Origin of the sequence: Marseilla massiliensis, assembly GCF_016899955.1 — a bacterium.
GTDB classification, from domain to species: domain Bacteria; phylum Bacteroidota; class Bacteroidia; order Bacteroidales; family Bacteroidaceae; genus Prevotella; species Prevotella intestinigallinarum.
The window spans coordinates 1-14,800 of sequence record NZ_JACJJL010000010.1 but is presented as its reverse complement, the minus strand read 5'-3'; the positions used below and the strand labels follow the sequence as shown (position 1 = coordinate 14,800).

Below are 14,800 nucleotides of genomic sequence, written 5' to 3'. Positions count from 1 at the left end.
AAGAGACACCCTGACAGGCAATACAAATAAAGACGCTAAACATGAAAAAAAACTTACTGGCATTCATCGCCATTACCTTATGCGCCTGCACATGGGCTGGCGAGCTCAGGCTATGGTACTCGCAGCCTGCCCGGGCATGGACTGAGGCCCTGCCCATTGGCAACTCCCGCCTCGGCGCCATGGTATTCGGCGGCACCGAGAAGGAGGAACTGCAACTAAACGAAGAGACTTTCTGGGCCGGCTCGCCTTACAACAACGACAACCCCAACGCACTCTACGTGCTGCCGGCTATAAGGAAACTTGTGTTCTCCGGCAAGAACAACGAGGCCCAGAGACTTGTCGACGCCAACTTCCAGACTGGGAAGAACGGCATGAGCTACCTCACCATGGACAGCGTCTTCATGACATTTCCCGGCCACGGCAACGCCTCACGCTACCGAAGGGACCTCGACATAGGCAGGGCCGTGTCAACCACCACCTACGAGGTGGCAGGAGTGAGCTACACTCGCACAGCCTTTGCTTCGTTGGCCGACAATGTGATAATAATGAACATCAGGGCCGGAAAGGACAAGGCGCTGAACTTCACCATCGGATACGACGCCCCGCTGCGCCATGAAGTGCGGGCCGAAGGCGAAAAGCTGCACATAACATGCCACGGGCGCGACCAGGAGGGCGTGAAGGGATGCCTGAGGGCTGCCTGCCTTATAGGCGTAAAGACCGACGGTCAGACCGATGGCTGCGGCGAGACGCTGAGCGTGAGCCACGCCACTACGGCCACGATATACATTTCGGCCGCCACCAACTATGTGAGCTATCGAGACACGAGCGCCGACGAGCGTGCCAAGGCAGACCTATACCTCGACAAGGCCATGCAAACGGGATATGACGAGGCCGTTAGGCGGCACGTGGAGCGATACAGGTCGATGTTCGACTGGGTGAGCCTCGACCTGCCAGGCTCTGCGGCCTCGCTCGCCGAGACACCGAGGCGGCTTGCCAACTACGCCGATGGGAATGACGAAGACTTGGCCGCGCTGCTCTTCCAATACGGGCGTTACCTGCTCATATCATCGTCGCTGCCTGGCGGCCAGCCCGCCACGCTTCAGGGTATATGGAACAACAGCGTGGCAGCGCCTTGGGACAGCAAGTACACTATAAACATTAACACCGAGATGAACTACTGGCCCGCAGAGGTGACCAACCTCAGAGAGTGCCACGAGCCTTTGTTCGACATGCTCAAAGACCTGTCTGTCACCGGGGCGCAGACCGCCCGCACCATGTATGGCTGCCGCGGGTGGACGGCCCATCACAACACCGACCTGTGGCGCATAGCGGGCTTGGTCGACTTCGCCGCGGCAGGCATGTGGCCAAGCGGTGGGGCCTGGCTGGCACAGCACCTGTGGCAGCACTATCTGTTCACGGCCGACACTGGTTTCCTGCGCAAGTATTACCCCGTGCTGAGGGGCACGGCACTGTTTTTCCTCGACTTCCTCACAGAGCACCCCGACGGTCGGCATCTTGTGGTGGCACGGTCTATATCGCCTGAGCACGGCCCCGTGACTGCCGGATGTACAATGGACAACCAGATTGTATTCGACGCACTCGGCAACACCCTGCTTGCGGCTGGCATAGTGGGCGAACGGCAGTCGCTGAAAGACTCGCTCAGGCTGGCCATGGACAAGTTGCCGCCAATGCGCATCGGACGGAACAACCAGTTGCAAGAGTGGTTGGACGACATTGACGACCCGGACGACAAGCACCGGCATATATCCAATCTCTACGGGCTCTACCCCAGCAACCAAATTTCGCCACGGCTCAACCCCCTGCTGTTCGAGGCGGCAAAGACGACACTCGGGCAACGCGGCGACCAAGCCACGGGATGGAGCATTGGCTGGAAGATAAACTTCTGGGCGCGCATGCTCGACGGGGAGCATGCCTACCGCATAATAAGCAACATGCTCCGGCTGCTGCCATCCGACAAAGAGGCTGCCGACCATCCCGACGGACGCACATACCCCAACCTTTTCGACGCTCATCCGCCATTCCAAATCGACGGCAACTTCGGATTCACAGCAGGGGTGGCCGAGATGCTTGTGCAGAGCCACGACGGGGCGGTGCAACTGTTGCCGGCCCTGCCTCGGGCATGGGACAAGGGCAGCGTCAGGGGGCTAAAGGCCCGGGGCGGTTTCGAGGTGAGCATGGAGTGGTACGGAGGCAAGCTGGCATCGGCAACAATAACATCGGCCAGGGGTGGAACGCTGCGCCTGCGCTCATACGTGCCACTGAAAGGCAAGGGCCTGAGGCCCGCCAATGAGCCCTGCCCCAACCCTTTCCTCGCCCCGGCTGCCATCGCCACGCCTGAGGTCTCAGCCATGGCAACACCGCGCATGCCTTCGCTGACAAAAGTCTACGAGTATGACATTGACACCGCGGCAGGCCGTTCTTACGTTGTTAGACGCAAGGCAGAGGCCCGCCAATGACGGCATTACATGCAACAACACGCAACATCAACAGACATATACCAATATGAAAAGAACAAGAATGCTTATTATCGCTGCCTTGATGTCGCTCGCGGCAAGCGCGCAAGGAGTAAATGAAAGCCGTATCGTGACCGACACCATACTGAGCAAAGTGCTCGGCGTGAAGCGTGCGTATACCGTATTGCTGCCCAAAGGCTTCGACTCCGGAGACACAAGGCGCTACCCCGTGCTCTACCTCCTTCACGGGATGTGGGGCAAAAACGACGACTGGGTGTCACAGGGGCGGCTGAAGGATGTGGTCGACAGGCTCGTGGCCAGCGGCGAGGCCAGGCCGATGGTCATCGTTACACCCGACGCCGGTGGCGGCGACCCTAACGTCTACCAAAACGGATACTTCGACATGGATGGCTGGAAGTACGAGACGTTCTTCTTCACCGAGCTCGTGCCATTCATCGAAAAGCAATTCCGCACAGGCGGAAGCAAGGCCAACCGCGCCATTGCCGGTCTGTCAATGGGTGGCGGCGGCGCCACGGCATATGGACTCAGGCACCCCGACATGTTCTGCGCCGTATATGCCATGAGCGCCTTGATGGACATACCCGATGGCCGGGAGACCGATGCAGAAAAGCCCGACGGAAAGCTGGCCAAGCTCACGAGGTCGGTCATCGACCATAGCTGCGTGCGGTTCGTGGCAGAGGCCGACAGCCAGTCCAGAGAAAGGCTTCGCTCCGTGCAGTGGTTTGTCGACTGCGGCGACGACGATTTTCTGCTCGACCGCAACATCGACTTCACCCGGGCCATGCGCCATGCCGCCATCCCCTGCCAGTTCAGGGTTAGGGACGGCGTGCACGACTGGGAGTATTGGCACACCGCCCTTTACCTCTGCCTGCCTTTCGTAAGCCGCAATTTCTCTGCCCAATAAACACCCAACCCTATCCATACAGAAAAAATGAGACACATATTTTCGCTTTCCGTGGCGGAACTGTCGGCCGCCACGGCATTGGGCCAAAGCCCTATCATACAGACAAAGTATACGGCCGACCCCGCCCCACTGGTAGCCAACGACACCATCTACCTTTACACCACCCACGACGAGGACGACGCCGAGGGCTTCAAGATGAAAGACTGGCTGCTGTACACGTCGACCGACATGGTGAACTGGACAGACCACGGGGCCGTGGCATCGCTCAACGACTTCGCCTGGGCTAAGCACGACAATGGGGCGTGGGCCGAACAGGTGGTGTACAGAAACGGCAAATACTACATGTACTGCCCCATCCACGGAAACGGCATTGGCGTTCTCGTGGCAGATTCGCCATACGGACCATTCAAAGACCCGCTGGGAAAGCCTCTCGTATGGCAGCGTGAGCACTGGGACGACATAGACCCCACGGTGATGATCGACGACGACGGGCAGGCTTACATGTACTGGGGAAACCCCAACGTCTACTACGTGAAACTGAACAAAGACATGATTTCTTACTCTGGAAACATTGTCAAGCTCGACAAGAGGCCCGAACACTACCAGGAAGGGCCGTGGGTGTACAAGCGGCAAGGGCAATACTACATGGCCTTCGCCTCTACATGCTGCCCCGAGGGCATCGGCTACGCCATGAGCGACAGCCCCACCGGGCCGTGGCAGACACGAGGCTACATAATGCGGCCCACCGACAAGTCGAGGGGAAACCATCCGGGCATTATCGACTACAAGGGTTCGTCGTATGTCTTCGGGCTTAACTACGAGCTGCTGCATCTGGAGACCATGGAGCACAAAGAGCGCCGCTCGGTGGCTGTGGCCAAGATGCACTACAACGCCGACGGCACCATCGAGGAGGTGCCTCACTGGCTTGACACAAGGCTTGAGCAGGTGGGAACATTTAATCCTTACCGCCGTGTGGAGGCCGAGACCATGGCCTGGGGATACGGACTGAAGACCAAGCCCTGCGTAACGGGCGGAATTGTTGTCACCGACATTGACGACGGTGAGACGCTGTGCCTGCGTAGCGTTGACTTCGGGCCAAAGGGGGCAAGGAAACTCACAGCCACTGTGATGGGCAAAGACCAAACGGCAAAGGTGGAAATACGTCTCGACAGTGCCGAAGGGCCGCTGGCCGGCACGTTAAACGTAGGTGAGGCCGTCGCAAGGCCCGGTTTCACCCGCGTGTCTTGCAAGGTTAAAGGCGCCAAGGGGGTGCACGACCTGTATTTCCGCTTCAAGGGCGACAAGGTGAAAGACCTGTTTGACTGGGATTTCTGGATTCTGAAATAACGGTTTACGTGCACCTGGCCGTGGTGAATAGTGGGCTTTGCCACGGTCGGGCCTCATGGTTCAGAGGGTCAAAGCTAAGGCCACACGGGCAGACAGCTCCATGGCTAACAACAAAAGGCTCCCGGTTCACGCTTAAACCGGGAGCCTTTGTTTTTCTGGATGGGCCACAATAGGAGGGTCTTGCGGCAATGCCCGCTGCCAACAGGCACGTGGGTTATGCATCTGCAAGGCAATGCCGCACAGCCGACAGGCACGAGGGCGAAGCCGCCACAAGACGCCGCCACAACAGTCACGGGCCGCCGGCCCGAACGCCACTCACACCGGCATGCCACCGCCCAGCCGCGAGTCGGTGTCGAAATCCTTGGCCAGGCCACCCTCACTGGTCTCCTTGTAAAGCGAGGGTATGTCGTGGCCTGTTTGCTTCATCACGTTGATTACCTTGTCAAACGAAACCCTGTGCGTGCCATCGGAAAACGAAGCATACAGGTTTGCGTCAAGGGCGCGGGTGGCAGCAAACGCATTGCGCTCTATGCACGGTATCTGCACAAGCCCGCAAACAGGGTCGCACGTCATGCCAAGGTGGTGCTCAAGCCCCATCTCTGCGGCATATTCAATCTGCGACGGACTGCCCCCGAACAGCTGGCAGGCAGCAGCCGAAGCCATGGCACAGGCAACCCCCACCTCACCTTGGCATCCCACGTCGGCACCAGATATCGAAGCGTTGTGCTTGACGATGTTGCCTATAAGCCCGGCCGTGGCTATTGCGTGCAGTATGCGGCGGTCTGAGAAGGCGTGACCCTTGTAGACATGGTACAGCACGGCAGGCAACACCCCGCAGGCCCCGCATGTCGGTGCCGTGACTATGGTGCCTCCCGAGGCGTTCTCCTCGCTGACGGCCAACGCGTACGAATAAACCAGCCCTCGGGTCTGCAGCGACTGCTTGTAGCCGGAGGCCTTCACATAGTATATGGGGGCCTTGCGCATGAGGTTGAGCGGGCCCGGCAGCCGGCCTTCATTGTTGATGCCTCGCTCCACGGCGGCCTGCATAGTCTCCCAAACCTGCTGCAGGTAGTCCCAGATGGAACTGTCTTCGCACATGTCAACATACTCCCAGTAGCTGCGCCCGGTGCTGTTGCACCACTCCATTATCTCGGTCATGGTGTTCATGCCATACACCTCTGGGGTGTCGAATATGCCGCCCTGCGCGGTGCCCTCCGACAGAGCCCCGCCCCCAATGCTGTAAACAGTCCACTCATCGAGCGTGTGCCCCTCGGCGTCGCGGGCCTCAAACTTCATGCCGTTAGGGTGGTATGGCAGGAACACCGACGGTTCCCACAGTATGTCGACAGGGGCCAACGGCTCCAGCACATCGCGTATGGCCACGTCGGTCATGTGCCCCCTTCCTGTTGCGGCGAGGCTGCCATATAGCGTTACTACAAACAACGACACGCCGTTGTTGCGTGATGCAAATATCTGAGCGGCCTTCTGCGGCCCCATTGTGTGGCTGCTCGACGGCCCTTTGCCTATTCTGTATATTTCCTTAAGCGATTTCATACCAAATAAGAGTTACATTGCCATTGCCTCGTGCATGGCATTACATCGTGACAAAGTTAATCAAAATATGTGAGATAACGGCATTGGCAGACCATAATTGCGTCTTATCGACCGATAACAATGGGGGCGGCGGGCCTCAAGGGCAAGCAGCGCCCGGGGGCAACGCAATCCGGTCGGCATTGTTTCGCCGCAGGCACACCACCCCACCCCAGGCACAGGCAACAGCCCGGCAGGCGTCAGTGCCCGCGCTTCCGGCCCACACTGGCACCCGGGAACAACGGAATAGGCCGGGCTGCCAACGCCCTATTCGGCATAAATACCAATCTTGTGGCAATAATATTATGGCGTTCGCCATTCTTTTTGTATTTTTGCACCGGGCCACCGGGGGCGCCAAGCAAAGGCCGCACAGCCGATTACGCCCCCACGGTGGCTGAAGCAACAAAACGACAGAGCGCTTATGAACAACAAAGCCATCCACAGATGCGCCACGCTGCTGCTGTCGCTGCTTACAGCAGTGGCATGCACATCGCCGCCGTCGGCCCACAGGGAGAACGGCTGGTACGGTATATACGACGGCCGGAAAGACAGCATTGCCCTCAGGCCGGTGGCCACCGTGAAAGAGTTTGTTGGCCTGCGGCTTTACCGCGACCACTTAGGCAGAAGCGTGATAGCAGGCCGCGTCGGCGGCAACAGGCTGCAGGCATGGGCCGACTCTACCAGCGCGCTCTCGGGCAGGCGCATGGGATTTGTGTTCAACGACACCGTCGTAGTCGCCCCTCGCATCTACATGGGGCTCGAAAGCGGCCAGTTCTTGATATCTGGGCCCGACGGCTACGACATGAGCCGCTTGTACAAGAGCATGCTGAAAGAAAAGAAAGACTCGCTCGACGCATTGTTTTCTGCCAACGGCTGGCTCATCGACACACTGCGCTTCAGCAGGCTAACGCCCGGCGAGCAAGACTCGCTGGCAAACATGCTCGACTATTCTGACGCCTGCCGCTTGGTGGAAGGCTTTTGACAACGACAACAAACAGACATCAATATGAAACCGAAACTATTGGCATTGGCCCTGTTGATGCTTGCCACCCTATCGCTGCGGGCCCAGGACAACGGGCGATACATCGAGGTGACAGGCACGTCGGAAATAGAGGTTGTGCCCGACAAGATTCACTATCTGATAGAAATACGCGAATACTTCGAAGAGGAGTTCGACGGCAAGTCGAAGCCCGAAGAATACAGCACCAAAGTTGCCCTGTCCACAATAGAGCAGGGGCTGCGCAAGGCACTGGCCGAAGCCGGGGTCGGCCCCAATGCCATAAGGACGCAAGAGATAGGCGACTACTGGCGGCAGCAGGGGCTCGACTTCCTGGTGTCAAAGAAGTTTGACGTCACCCTGACCGACTTCAACCAGATAAACGACATCGTGAAGCGCATAGACACCAAGGGCATACAATCGATGCGCATAGGCGAGCTGGAAAACAACGACATGGCTGCCTACCACCGCAAGGGAAAGACAGAGGCCCTGAAGGCCGCGCAGCGCAAGGCCGCCTACCTGGTTGAGGCCATGGGCAAGAAACTTGGCGGCGTGATACGCATAGTGGAGGAAGACAGCCAGGGCGCCATGCCGTTTGCGCAAAGCAACGTGTTGTCGTCGAACGCGGCCTCGTTCGACTTCTTCCGCACCATAAAGAACCGGTATTCGATAGTTGCCCGCTTTGAAATAACCGACTGAAGGCCGTGACAGGTGGCTGCGGCCAGAGTGGGTTACGCCAACTCCATTGTCAGCAACGCCCGGCAGCATGGCGGGCATCGCTGTGTCTGACACCCTCGCCACCGTAAGGCAGCAGGCGTGAAGAGCAACGGGAATATGCCACAACAGCCGCCTGGAGTATGCCGCCTTATAGTCTGAAACCTGCAAATTAAGTAGGTGTTCAAAATCAGTTGCCATCAAATTGTGCGCTATTTCGGAGATGCATGCAAAAGTCCGAAGAGGGAGCGTAGCGGGCTACGCGACCGATGAGACTTTGGTATGCGGCCCGAAAGAGCACACAAGATGGTGGCAAAGACATAGAGGACACCTGCAAGGTCTATTGTATCGGTTAATTTTGAACAGCTACTTATGTCGAAAAAAACGATATTGAAATAGGAATATATTAAAAATAAGCTACTTATAAGCATTTCTCAAAAAACGAGGTAATGACTTGGAAACAGTCACAAATTCTGCAATATGCGGTAAATTTCTGTCAAACAACTCTTGTCTTAGCGCAAAGATAGTGAAAAGCAACCAAATTCTATTACCGTTTCCCATATTTCTTTTCAAATAATTCTGTATTCTTCTCTCCCCATGCAATCATAGCATCGATGATGGGAATAAGCGTCATCCCCAACGGAGTGATAGCATACTCCGAACGAGGAGGCAGTTCAGGGTAGATGGTCTTCGATACGAGCCCGTCCTCTACCAGTTCCTTCAGTTGCAAGTCGAGCACACGAGGCGTGGCTTCGGGAAATATCTTGTGCAATTCACTGGGACGCAGGGCACGGTGGCGCAGTTCGTCCAAGATGCATGACTTCCACTTGGAATCAATCAGGCTCATGGTCAGCCGCAAGGGACAGTCCAAATCTACGGGTATCTTTCTTTCGTACATGGTTTTATCTTTATTGAATGTTACGCCTGCAAAGGTAAGGATAATATATCGTAACGGGTATATACCGAATAATTTTTCAGTATATGAATAATTTTTCGGTACTTGTGCAAACTGGAGGAATCACCTACCTTTGCAGCATCAAAACAAGATAATCAATTAAACATTAGCATCATGAGAGCAAATATCGAAGAGTACAAGGCAGTGGAAGAAGCTGCCATGAAGTTTGTGAAAAGTGTGGCAGAAGGCAACAGCAAGTATGCCCGCGAATTGTTTATTGACGAAGCCGTCTTATTCGGCTACTTGGACGGGAAGCTGGAGCACGGCAGCATCGAGCAGTTCTACCACAATGTGGACACCGTAGGCGCAGGCGATGACTTCAAGGCACGCATCGACGTGGTGGACGTAGAAGAGACCCTCGCCGTGGTGCGCGTGCTGGAAGAGAAATGGGGAGGCCGTATCGACTTCACCGACTACCTGCTGCTGATGAAGATGGACGGCGAGTGGCGGTGCGTGGCGAAGGCGTACAATCAGAATTCGAATACCATTCAAAAGTAAGGAGGAAGCGTCATGAAGATAACAGTTATTACGGGAAGTCCACGCAAGCATGGCAACAGCTTTGCCATGACGGACGCATTTATCAGGGAAGCGGAGACACTCGGCCACACGGTGCGACGATTTGATGCCGCACTGATGAAGATAGGCGGTTGCCGTGCCTGCCAGACCTGCTTCAAGACGGGCAAGGCTTGTTCGTTCGACGACGATTTCAACCTTATCGCACCTGCCATTATGGAAGCCGATGCTGTTGTATTCACCATGCCAACCTACTGGTATTCCATCCCGGCACAGATAAAGGGTGTGATTGACCGCCTGTTTTCATTCGTGGTGGGCGGAAAGGATATCGCCGGAAAGAAATGCGGACTGATAGCCTGCTGCGAAGAAAACGACGTGACGGTAATGGACGGCATCCGTATGCCGCTGGAACGTTCTGCCGCTCTGCTGAAATGGGAGATGGCTGGCGAAGTGCTTATTACCGGAGTATTGAACGAAGGTGACATCAACAAGACGGACGGCTGCAAGCAAGCGGCTGAACTGGCGCATAAATTCTGAACGTATGAAGGTATTGTTGATTAATGGCAGCCCGAATCAAACGGGCTGCACCTATACCGCCCTGCACGAAGTGGAAACCACCTTGCAGGCAAACGGCATTGAGACGGAATTGCTGTATTTAGGCAAGAAGCCCATAGCGGGCTGCATCGCCTGTGGAGCCTGCATGAATACAGGACATTGTTTCCGCGACGACCTCGTGCAAGAGATACAGAAACGGCTGGATGAATTTGATGCCATCGTCATCGGTTCTCCGGTTTATTACAGTGCACCAACGGGGCAACTCGTTTCGTTCCTGAACCGCCTGTTCTTCGCCACGGAGAACCGCATGGCGGGCAAGCTCGGCGCATCAGTAGTATCGTGCCGCCGTGGTGGAGCCTCCGCCACCTTCGAGCAATTGAATCAATATTTCACTATTGCGAATATGCCTATCGTAGCATCGCAATACTGGAACTCGGTACACGGCTTCACACCCGACGATGTGCGCAAGGACAAGGAAGGCTTGCAGACCATGCGCATCTTGGGGCAAAATATGGCGTGGTTGCTAAAGTGCATTGAAAGCGGACGGAAGAACGGCGTTCGCAAGCCGGAATATGAACCGAGAATGCGGACGCACTTCATCCAAGACAAATATGAATAACCAAACTTAACAAGAAAACTTATAGATTTTTGAGTAGAGGATGTTTCCTGTCCGATTTTGAATTTAACCAATGGGAGGATAGCAAGCGGTTTTGGTCTGCCCCAAACACAAACTTGCTACCCTCCCGTTGGCATCGTTTATAATCTCATGCCCTTGTCTCTCCTAAGCGGCTTAACAGTCCTTTTAATGGATGAGAACAGCCTGCCAAACTGTTCCTTGAACCATTCGCCAATCAGTTGCCCATTGATGGCAAGCGCAAGTTTGGATTTGTCTTTCGGGTCTTTCACCACTTGGAAGCCTGCTTCCTCGGTCGTGAACTTCCGCCTGTGCTCCTCCGAATAGAGTTCGCCCTCATAGAACAACGGCTTGCCGCTGATGAGCGTGGCGGTCTGCCGCTCGTTGAAGCCGACTTTAAGGCAGAATTTCTCCATGTACACCAACTCTTGGAACAGCGGAAACCATTTCTTGGCTTTTTGGATGATGGATTTCAGGAATGACACTTCCCTTTGGTGTTCCGCTTCCTTGTCCGCCATTTCTCTGCGGTGCTTGGCTTGCAGTTCCATCAGTTGACGGCTGTGTTCATCCTGCTGCCGCTGCATCTGTTGTTGCAACAACTCGATGCTTTCGTCACGGGCTGCAACCTCATTTTGCAGGGTGCGGTTGTCGGCTTCAAGTTCTTTCAGCTTGCCGCTTCCCAAAAGAGAACCGACCTTTGCCACAAGTGCCGTTTTCGCTTCGGTCTTGGCGGCTTCCAGCTTCTCCGACTTGATTTCCTTCCTGACTTCGGCAAGCAGCCGTTCCGCTTGTTTCTGTTCGGTCTGCAACTGCCTTACGTTGGTTTCAAGCTCTCCCGTCTGCCGTTTCAAGTCACGGTAGTATTGGGCTGTGGTGGTATGCCGTGCCTCTGACCCACGTATGCCACGATGCAAGCCGTACTTTGCCATCGCTTCAGCATAGCTATCGTGGTAGGCAACAAGCCGTTCACGGGTCAAGAGGTCATCTGCGCACAGGCGCACGGCGTTGGCTTTCTTGCGGTAGGTGCGTTTGCTGTCCGCTTGTTTCTTCTTGGCTTTCCTGCGCTCTCCCGTCACTATCGGAACGACCGTGGCATGGATATGTGGAGTGTGTTCGTCCATGTGCAGCACTGCCGAAACGGTGTTCTCCCTGCCGAATGTGCGATGCAGCCATTGCAGGTTGTCATCGCACCATTCGGATAGTCTACCCTCGTCTTGTACTTTCACCATATCCTCATGCGTACCTGAAAGCACGATGCGGATTGCCCTCACTTGGTCGGACGTTATCTTACGCCTGATGCCAGCCGTGCGGATGCGGTGGCTTATCGCTTCGGTACGGTCTGCCACACCGTCGGGGAACTCCACCAGTTCACGGTTGAGATGGGTGCGTGTGGGGTCTGTGTTCTTGGGCGTGGTCTTGCGTTCTATGTGGTCGGATGCGCCCGTGTCAGCCGACCCTTTCGCCTTGTTGATTTGAATGCTTATGTATCCCATGTTCGTTTCTTGTTTTTGAGGTTCTACAAACTTGTTTGTCAATGTTCGTCCGCCTGCGGTCATGCCGCACAGGACAAACGGGGGTGTCCAGAGGGGTGCAACCCCATTGGCTCATTAGGGTGTTTTTAGCATGAGCGAAGCGGTGCGTGAAGAAAACGCCCTAATGAGCTATGGCTTTTTGTTTCCCAAAAGCCTGCGGTGGTGTCAGCGGTGATGTTGGCGGACATTGGTTGCTTTTTCTTTTCGCCAGCGACATCGGCTTTCCCTTGTCGGTCGGCAGGACGGAAGTCCGTCCGACCAGCCTACGGATGGCGATATTCACCTTTGTTGCTTTCCCGGCGGACTTGATGAGGGGTGAAAATCCGATGAATTGATGATTGGATAGTCTAATATACTGACAACTAATGCAATAACCTTTCATCAGCGTTTCATCAAACCGCTCGCCAAAAGAAAAGTGATGTGTGGGGTTGTGTACGCTTTCTCTTTTCATCAGCCAAATACTTTTGTTGAGTGTTTGATGAGTATGTAAGTTGCTGTTATTCTTTATGTTTATATATGCTTTCATCATTTCATCAAAATATCAGAGTGTTTCCAACTGCGCTTTGCTTACTGTATAGTAGCGTCCAATCCGTCTGACAGGTGAATAGTGACATTCGTGGTTGTAATCGTATTGGTAGGTGGTGTAAGAAAGCGAATTGGATACAGGAGCTAGCTTCCAGCATTCCTGCACCACTTTCCGAACCTGCGACTTCTCCACCTTGACTTGCGAGCAGACAAGCAACGGGATAATGTCATTGAGGCAAAAAGAAACAGAACTGACACCCGTGCTTGCCATGATGTCGAGCAGCAGTTCCGCCATCTCTATCTCCAAACGGTTGCGGTTGCTTCGGATAATCTTCCGCAAGGCATCTGTTTCCAGCTGCTTCGGGTTGAACCACATGCGGCTTTCTTTCTCGGTGGAGAGTTGCCTGTGTTGCAGGAAATGGAGAAAAGCTGGGATTTCCGCTTTCAGCTTTTGCAGGAAGTCTGTATCGTCATTCTTGAGCGGCACAATTTTCCGCACCCAATAGCGTGTCTCGCCAATGTCAATGATGACGGGCAGATGCTCGTTGTTGGAACACAACACGAACTTTGCGAAGAAGCCTATCTCGTCACGGTCTTTTCCTTTCGCCTCTACCTTGTAGGAAAGCGTGGTACTGAGATTCTTCAAACGCTCGCTGTCCTCACGGCGGTTGAGCAATACCTCGTCCACCATGATGAGCAGCTTGCCAGCCCAGTCGGAATTGAACTGGCTGCGGAAGTCCTCGTTGGTATTGAACGTCACGTTGTTTTGGAATACGGCTTTCAGGAAGTTCAGGAACGTACTTTTGCCCGTATTCCGTTCTTCGGACACGAGCAGGAGGATGGGGAGTTTCTGAACGGGATAGAGGTAGAGCAGCTGCAAGTAGTCCATGCCCAACTCGTACTGTTCGCCGAAGATGTGTTCCACCAACGAGCGGATGCAGGGAAAGTCGCCCTCCTGCGGCTGGTGGTTTATCGGCTCGTAGAGGTTGAGGAACTTGCCGACAACGGGCTGGTAGCCCACATGGTCGGGTACGGTGCAGAAGCCGTCATACTTCGGGACACTTGCCATGTAATCCTTGCCGTAGTCCTGCCGCAGGGTCTCGGAGTTCCATGCGATGCGCTTTCTCACATAGCCGCCGTCAATGCGGGGCTGGTCCACAATCTTGTAAAGCGTTGTGCCTACTCGGATGAATGTTTCTTTCTTTTCCATGTTTCAAATATAGGTTTTAGTGCCGCCGACACCCTGTCGGCAGGCGGATTAAACATGGCTGCAAAGCTACGGCATGACGGTTAAAACCTTGATACGTAAAACTATGCAGAACGGCGCAAAAGAAACCGACAAACAAGAAAATGCAGCGAAACGGGCAATGCCAGCCATCAAAAGGTGAAAAGAAAAAGCCCGAAGAAGCAAAACCGCACTTCTTCGGACTGATATGATAGTGGTATGGATGTGTAACCACACAGGCGTATTGACGAATGGATATATTGACGAATAATCGCACCCATTAACATTTACATGGCTGTCTGTCGCTTAACGAAAGCCACAGCATTTGTCTGTCTTTTCGCAAGCACATCCTTTCCAAAAGGGCATTGCGCACCCTTGCGGCATTGGGTGTGTTGATATGGAAGGCAAGTGCAACGACCATTGGCAGGGCATACGCTTCCGCATAATAGCCATTAGGCAGCCTGATACGCGTTTCCACCTCGCAAGATTTCAACACTCCGCTCTTATACACGGATCGGACGGTGGCACGGAGTGTAGGAACGATTACATTGAAAAGTTCCACCAGTTCCATTTCGCTCATCCATACGCTGGCGGCATCGGACGGTACAGCAACCCTGCCGTACTCGTCCATCGTGATTGTTGTCCGTTTCATACCCTGTGCGTTTATATGGCGAAACGTCCGCTTACCTTGCTCTCGAAATCGGATATGTCGTTTTCAAGTTTTTTGTTCGTCACTTGTAGGCTCGGCTGTCGGCGCCATGCCACCTTACGGTGGTAGGTTTCCGACAGCCTGCCTCCGAACCGTACGTACACG

General features: G+C 54.8%; 14 protein-coding genes. 8 read left to right on the top strand and 6 right to left on the bottom strand.

Going from position 1 to position 14,800, the window contains the following annotated elements:
* Positions 1-41 precede the first annotated feature (41 nt).
* The 3 genes from H6B30_RS07250 to H6B30_RS07240 are packed head-to-tail and all read left to right on the top strand — an operon-like array spanning position 42 to position 4,746.
* Entirely contained in the window at positions 42-2,477 is a 2,436-nt protein-coding gene (locus H6B30_RS07250; RefSeq protein WP_205109152.1) for a glycoside hydrolase family 95 protein, read from the top strand.
* 46 nt (positions 2,478-2,523) lie between these two features.
* On the top strand, positions 2,524-3,399 hold the full coding sequence (locus H6B30_RS07245; RefSeq protein ID WP_205109150.1) for an alpha/beta hydrolase: 876 nt from the start codon (positions 2,524-2,526) through the stop codon (positions 3,397-3,399).
* A 27-nt stretch (positions 3,400-3,426) separates the two neighbouring features.
* Positions 3,427-4,746, top strand: coding sequence for a glycoside hydrolase family 43 protein (locus H6B30_RS07240; RefSeq protein WP_205109148.1), 1,320 nt, complete (start codon positions 3,427-3,429; stop codon positions 4,744-4,746).
* A gap of 315 nt (positions 4,747-5,061) precedes the next feature.
* Here H6B30_RS07240 and H6B30_RS07235 read toward each other — a convergent pair whose 3' ends face one another.
* On the bottom strand, positions 5,062-6,300 hold the full coding sequence (locus H6B30_RS07235; RefSeq protein ID WP_205109146.1) for an L-serine ammonia-lyase: 1,239 nt from the start codon (positions 6,298-6,300) through the stop codon (positions 5,062-5,064).
* Between the two features lie 457 nt (positions 6,301-6,757).
* On the opposite strand from H6B30_RS07235, the gene H6B30_RS07230 reads away from it, so the two are divergent.
* Together H6B30_RS07230 and H6B30_RS07225 are read left to right on the top strand one after the other, a co-directional pair.
* Entirely contained in the window at positions 6,758-7,318 is a 561-nt protein-coding gene (locus tag H6B30_RS07230; RefSeq protein ID WP_205109144.1) for a preprotein translocase subunit SecD family protein, read from the top strand.
* A gap of 24 nt (positions 7,319-7,342) precedes the next feature.
* The gene (locus H6B30_RS07225; RefSeq protein ID WP_205109142.1) at positions 7,343-8,032 is read left to right on the top strand and encodes an SIMPL domain-containing protein; all 690 of its coding nucleotides are present in this window, start codon (positions 7,343-7,345) and stop codon (positions 8,030-8,032) included.
* 562 nt (positions 8,033-8,594) lie between these two features.
* On the opposite strand, the gene H6B30_RS07220 is transcribed toward H6B30_RS07225, so the two are convergent.
* Positions 8,595-8,945, bottom strand: coding sequence for a winged helix-turn-helix transcriptional regulator (locus tag H6B30_RS07220; RefSeq protein WP_021928858.1), 351 nt, complete (start codon positions 8,943-8,945; stop codon positions 8,595-8,597).
* Between the two features lie 171 nt (positions 8,946-9,116).
* On the opposite strand from H6B30_RS07220, the gene H6B30_RS07215 reads away from it, so the two are divergent.
* Genes H6B30_RS07215 through H6B30_RS07205 form a run of 3 tightly spaced genes read left to right on the top strand, consistent with a single transcriptional unit; the run spans position 9,117 to position 10,689 of the window.
* Positions 9,117-9,500, top strand: coding sequence for a nuclear transport factor 2 family protein (locus H6B30_RS07215; RefSeq protein WP_021928857.1), 384 nt, complete (start codon positions 9,117-9,119; stop codon positions 9,498-9,500).
* Between the two features lie 12 nt (positions 9,501-9,512).
* On the top strand, positions 9,513-10,052 hold the full coding sequence (locus tag H6B30_RS07210; RefSeq protein WP_087207705.1) for a flavodoxin family protein: 540 nt from the start codon (positions 9,513-9,515) through the stop codon (positions 10,050-10,052).
* A 4-nt stretch (positions 10,053-10,056) separates the two neighbouring features.
* Entirely contained in the window at positions 10,057-10,689 is a 633-nt protein-coding gene (locus tag H6B30_RS07205) for a flavodoxin family protein (RefSeq protein ID WP_021928855.1), read from the top strand.
* Between the two features lie 137 nt (positions 10,690-10,826).
* Here the strand turns inward: H6B30_RS07205 and mobV are convergent, their stop codons facing one another.
* The 4 genes from mobV to H6B30_RS07185 form a co-directional block, all read right to left on the bottom strand.
* The gene (gene mobV, locus H6B30_RS07200) at positions 10,827-12,197 is read right to left on the bottom strand and encodes a MobV family relaxase (RefSeq protein ID WP_205109140.1); all 1,371 of its coding nucleotides are present in this window, start codon (positions 12,195-12,197) and stop codon (positions 10,827-10,829) included.
* A gap of 160 nt (positions 12,198-12,357) precedes the next feature.
* Positions 12,358-12,687, bottom strand: coding sequence for a hypothetical protein (locus H6B30_RS07195; RefSeq protein WP_205109138.1), 330 nt, complete (start codon positions 12,685-12,687; stop codon positions 12,358-12,360).
* Positions 12,688-12,777: 90 nt separating this feature from the next.
* Positions 12,778-13,971, bottom strand: a complete 1,194-nt coding sequence (locus H6B30_RS07190) for a primase-helicase family protein (protein WP_205109136.1) — start codon at positions 13,969-13,971, stop codon at positions 12,778-12,780.
* A gap of 295 nt (positions 13,972-14,266) precedes the next feature.
* Entirely contained in the window at positions 14,267-14,638 is a 372-nt protein-coding gene (locus H6B30_RS07185) for a hypothetical protein (RefSeq protein WP_072530733.1), read from the bottom strand.
* Positions 14,639-14,800 lie beyond the last annotated feature (162 nt).

Excerpts from the sequence above, each read along its gene's own strand:
- H6B30_RS07250 (WP_205109152.1), top strand. The coding sequence starts at position 42 with ATGAAAAAAAACTTACTGGCATTCATCGCCATTACCTTATGCGCCTGC.
- H6B30_RS07245 (WP_205109150.1), top strand. The coding sequence starts at position 2,524 with ATGAAAAGAACAAGAATGCTTATTATCGCTGCCTTGATGTCGCTCGCG.
- H6B30_RS07240 (WP_205109148.1), top strand. The coding sequence starts at position 3,427 with ATGAGACACATATTTTCGCTTTCCGTGGCGGAACTGTCGGCCGCCACG.
- H6B30_RS07235 (WP_205109146.1), bottom strand. The coding sequence starts at position 6,300 with ATGAAATCGCTTAAGGAAATATACAGAATAGGCAAAGGGCCGTCGAGC.
- H6B30_RS07230 (WP_205109144.1), top strand. The coding sequence starts at position 6,758 with ATGAACAACAAAGCCATCCACAGATGCGCCACGCTGCTGCTGTCGCTG.
- H6B30_RS07225 (WP_205109142.1), top strand. The coding sequence starts at position 7,343 with ATGAAACCGAAACTATTGGCATTGGCCCTGTTGATGCTTGCCACCCTA.
- H6B30_RS07220 (WP_021928858.1), bottom strand. The coding sequence starts at position 8,945 with ATGTACGAAAGAAAGATACCCGTAGATTTGGACTGTCCCTTGCGGCTG.
- H6B30_RS07215 (WP_021928857.1), top strand. The coding sequence starts at position 9,117 with ATGAGAGCAAATATCGAAGAGTACAAGGCAGTGGAAGAAGCTGCCATG.
- H6B30_RS07210 (WP_087207705.1), top strand. The coding sequence starts at position 9,513 with ATGAAGATAACAGTTATTACGGGAAGTCCACGCAAGCATGGCAACAGC.
- H6B30_RS07205 (WP_021928855.1), top strand. The coding sequence starts at position 10,057 with ATGAAGGTATTGTTGATTAATGGCAGCCCGAATCAAACGGGCTGCACC.
- mobV (WP_205109140.1), bottom strand. The coding sequence starts at position 12,197 with ATGGGATACATAAGCATTCAAATCAACAAGGCGAAAGGGTCGGCTGAC.
- H6B30_RS07195 (WP_205109138.1), bottom strand. The coding sequence starts at position 12,687 with ATGAAAAGAGAAAGCGTACACAACCCCACACATCACTTTTCTTTTGGC.
- H6B30_RS07190 (WP_205109136.1), bottom strand. The coding sequence starts at position 13,971 with ATGGAAAAGAAAGAAACATTCATCCGAGTAGGCACAACGCTTTACAAG.
- H6B30_RS07185 (WP_072530733.1), bottom strand. The coding sequence starts at position 14,638 with ATGAAACGGACAACAATCACGATGGACGAGTACGGCAGGGTTGCTGTA.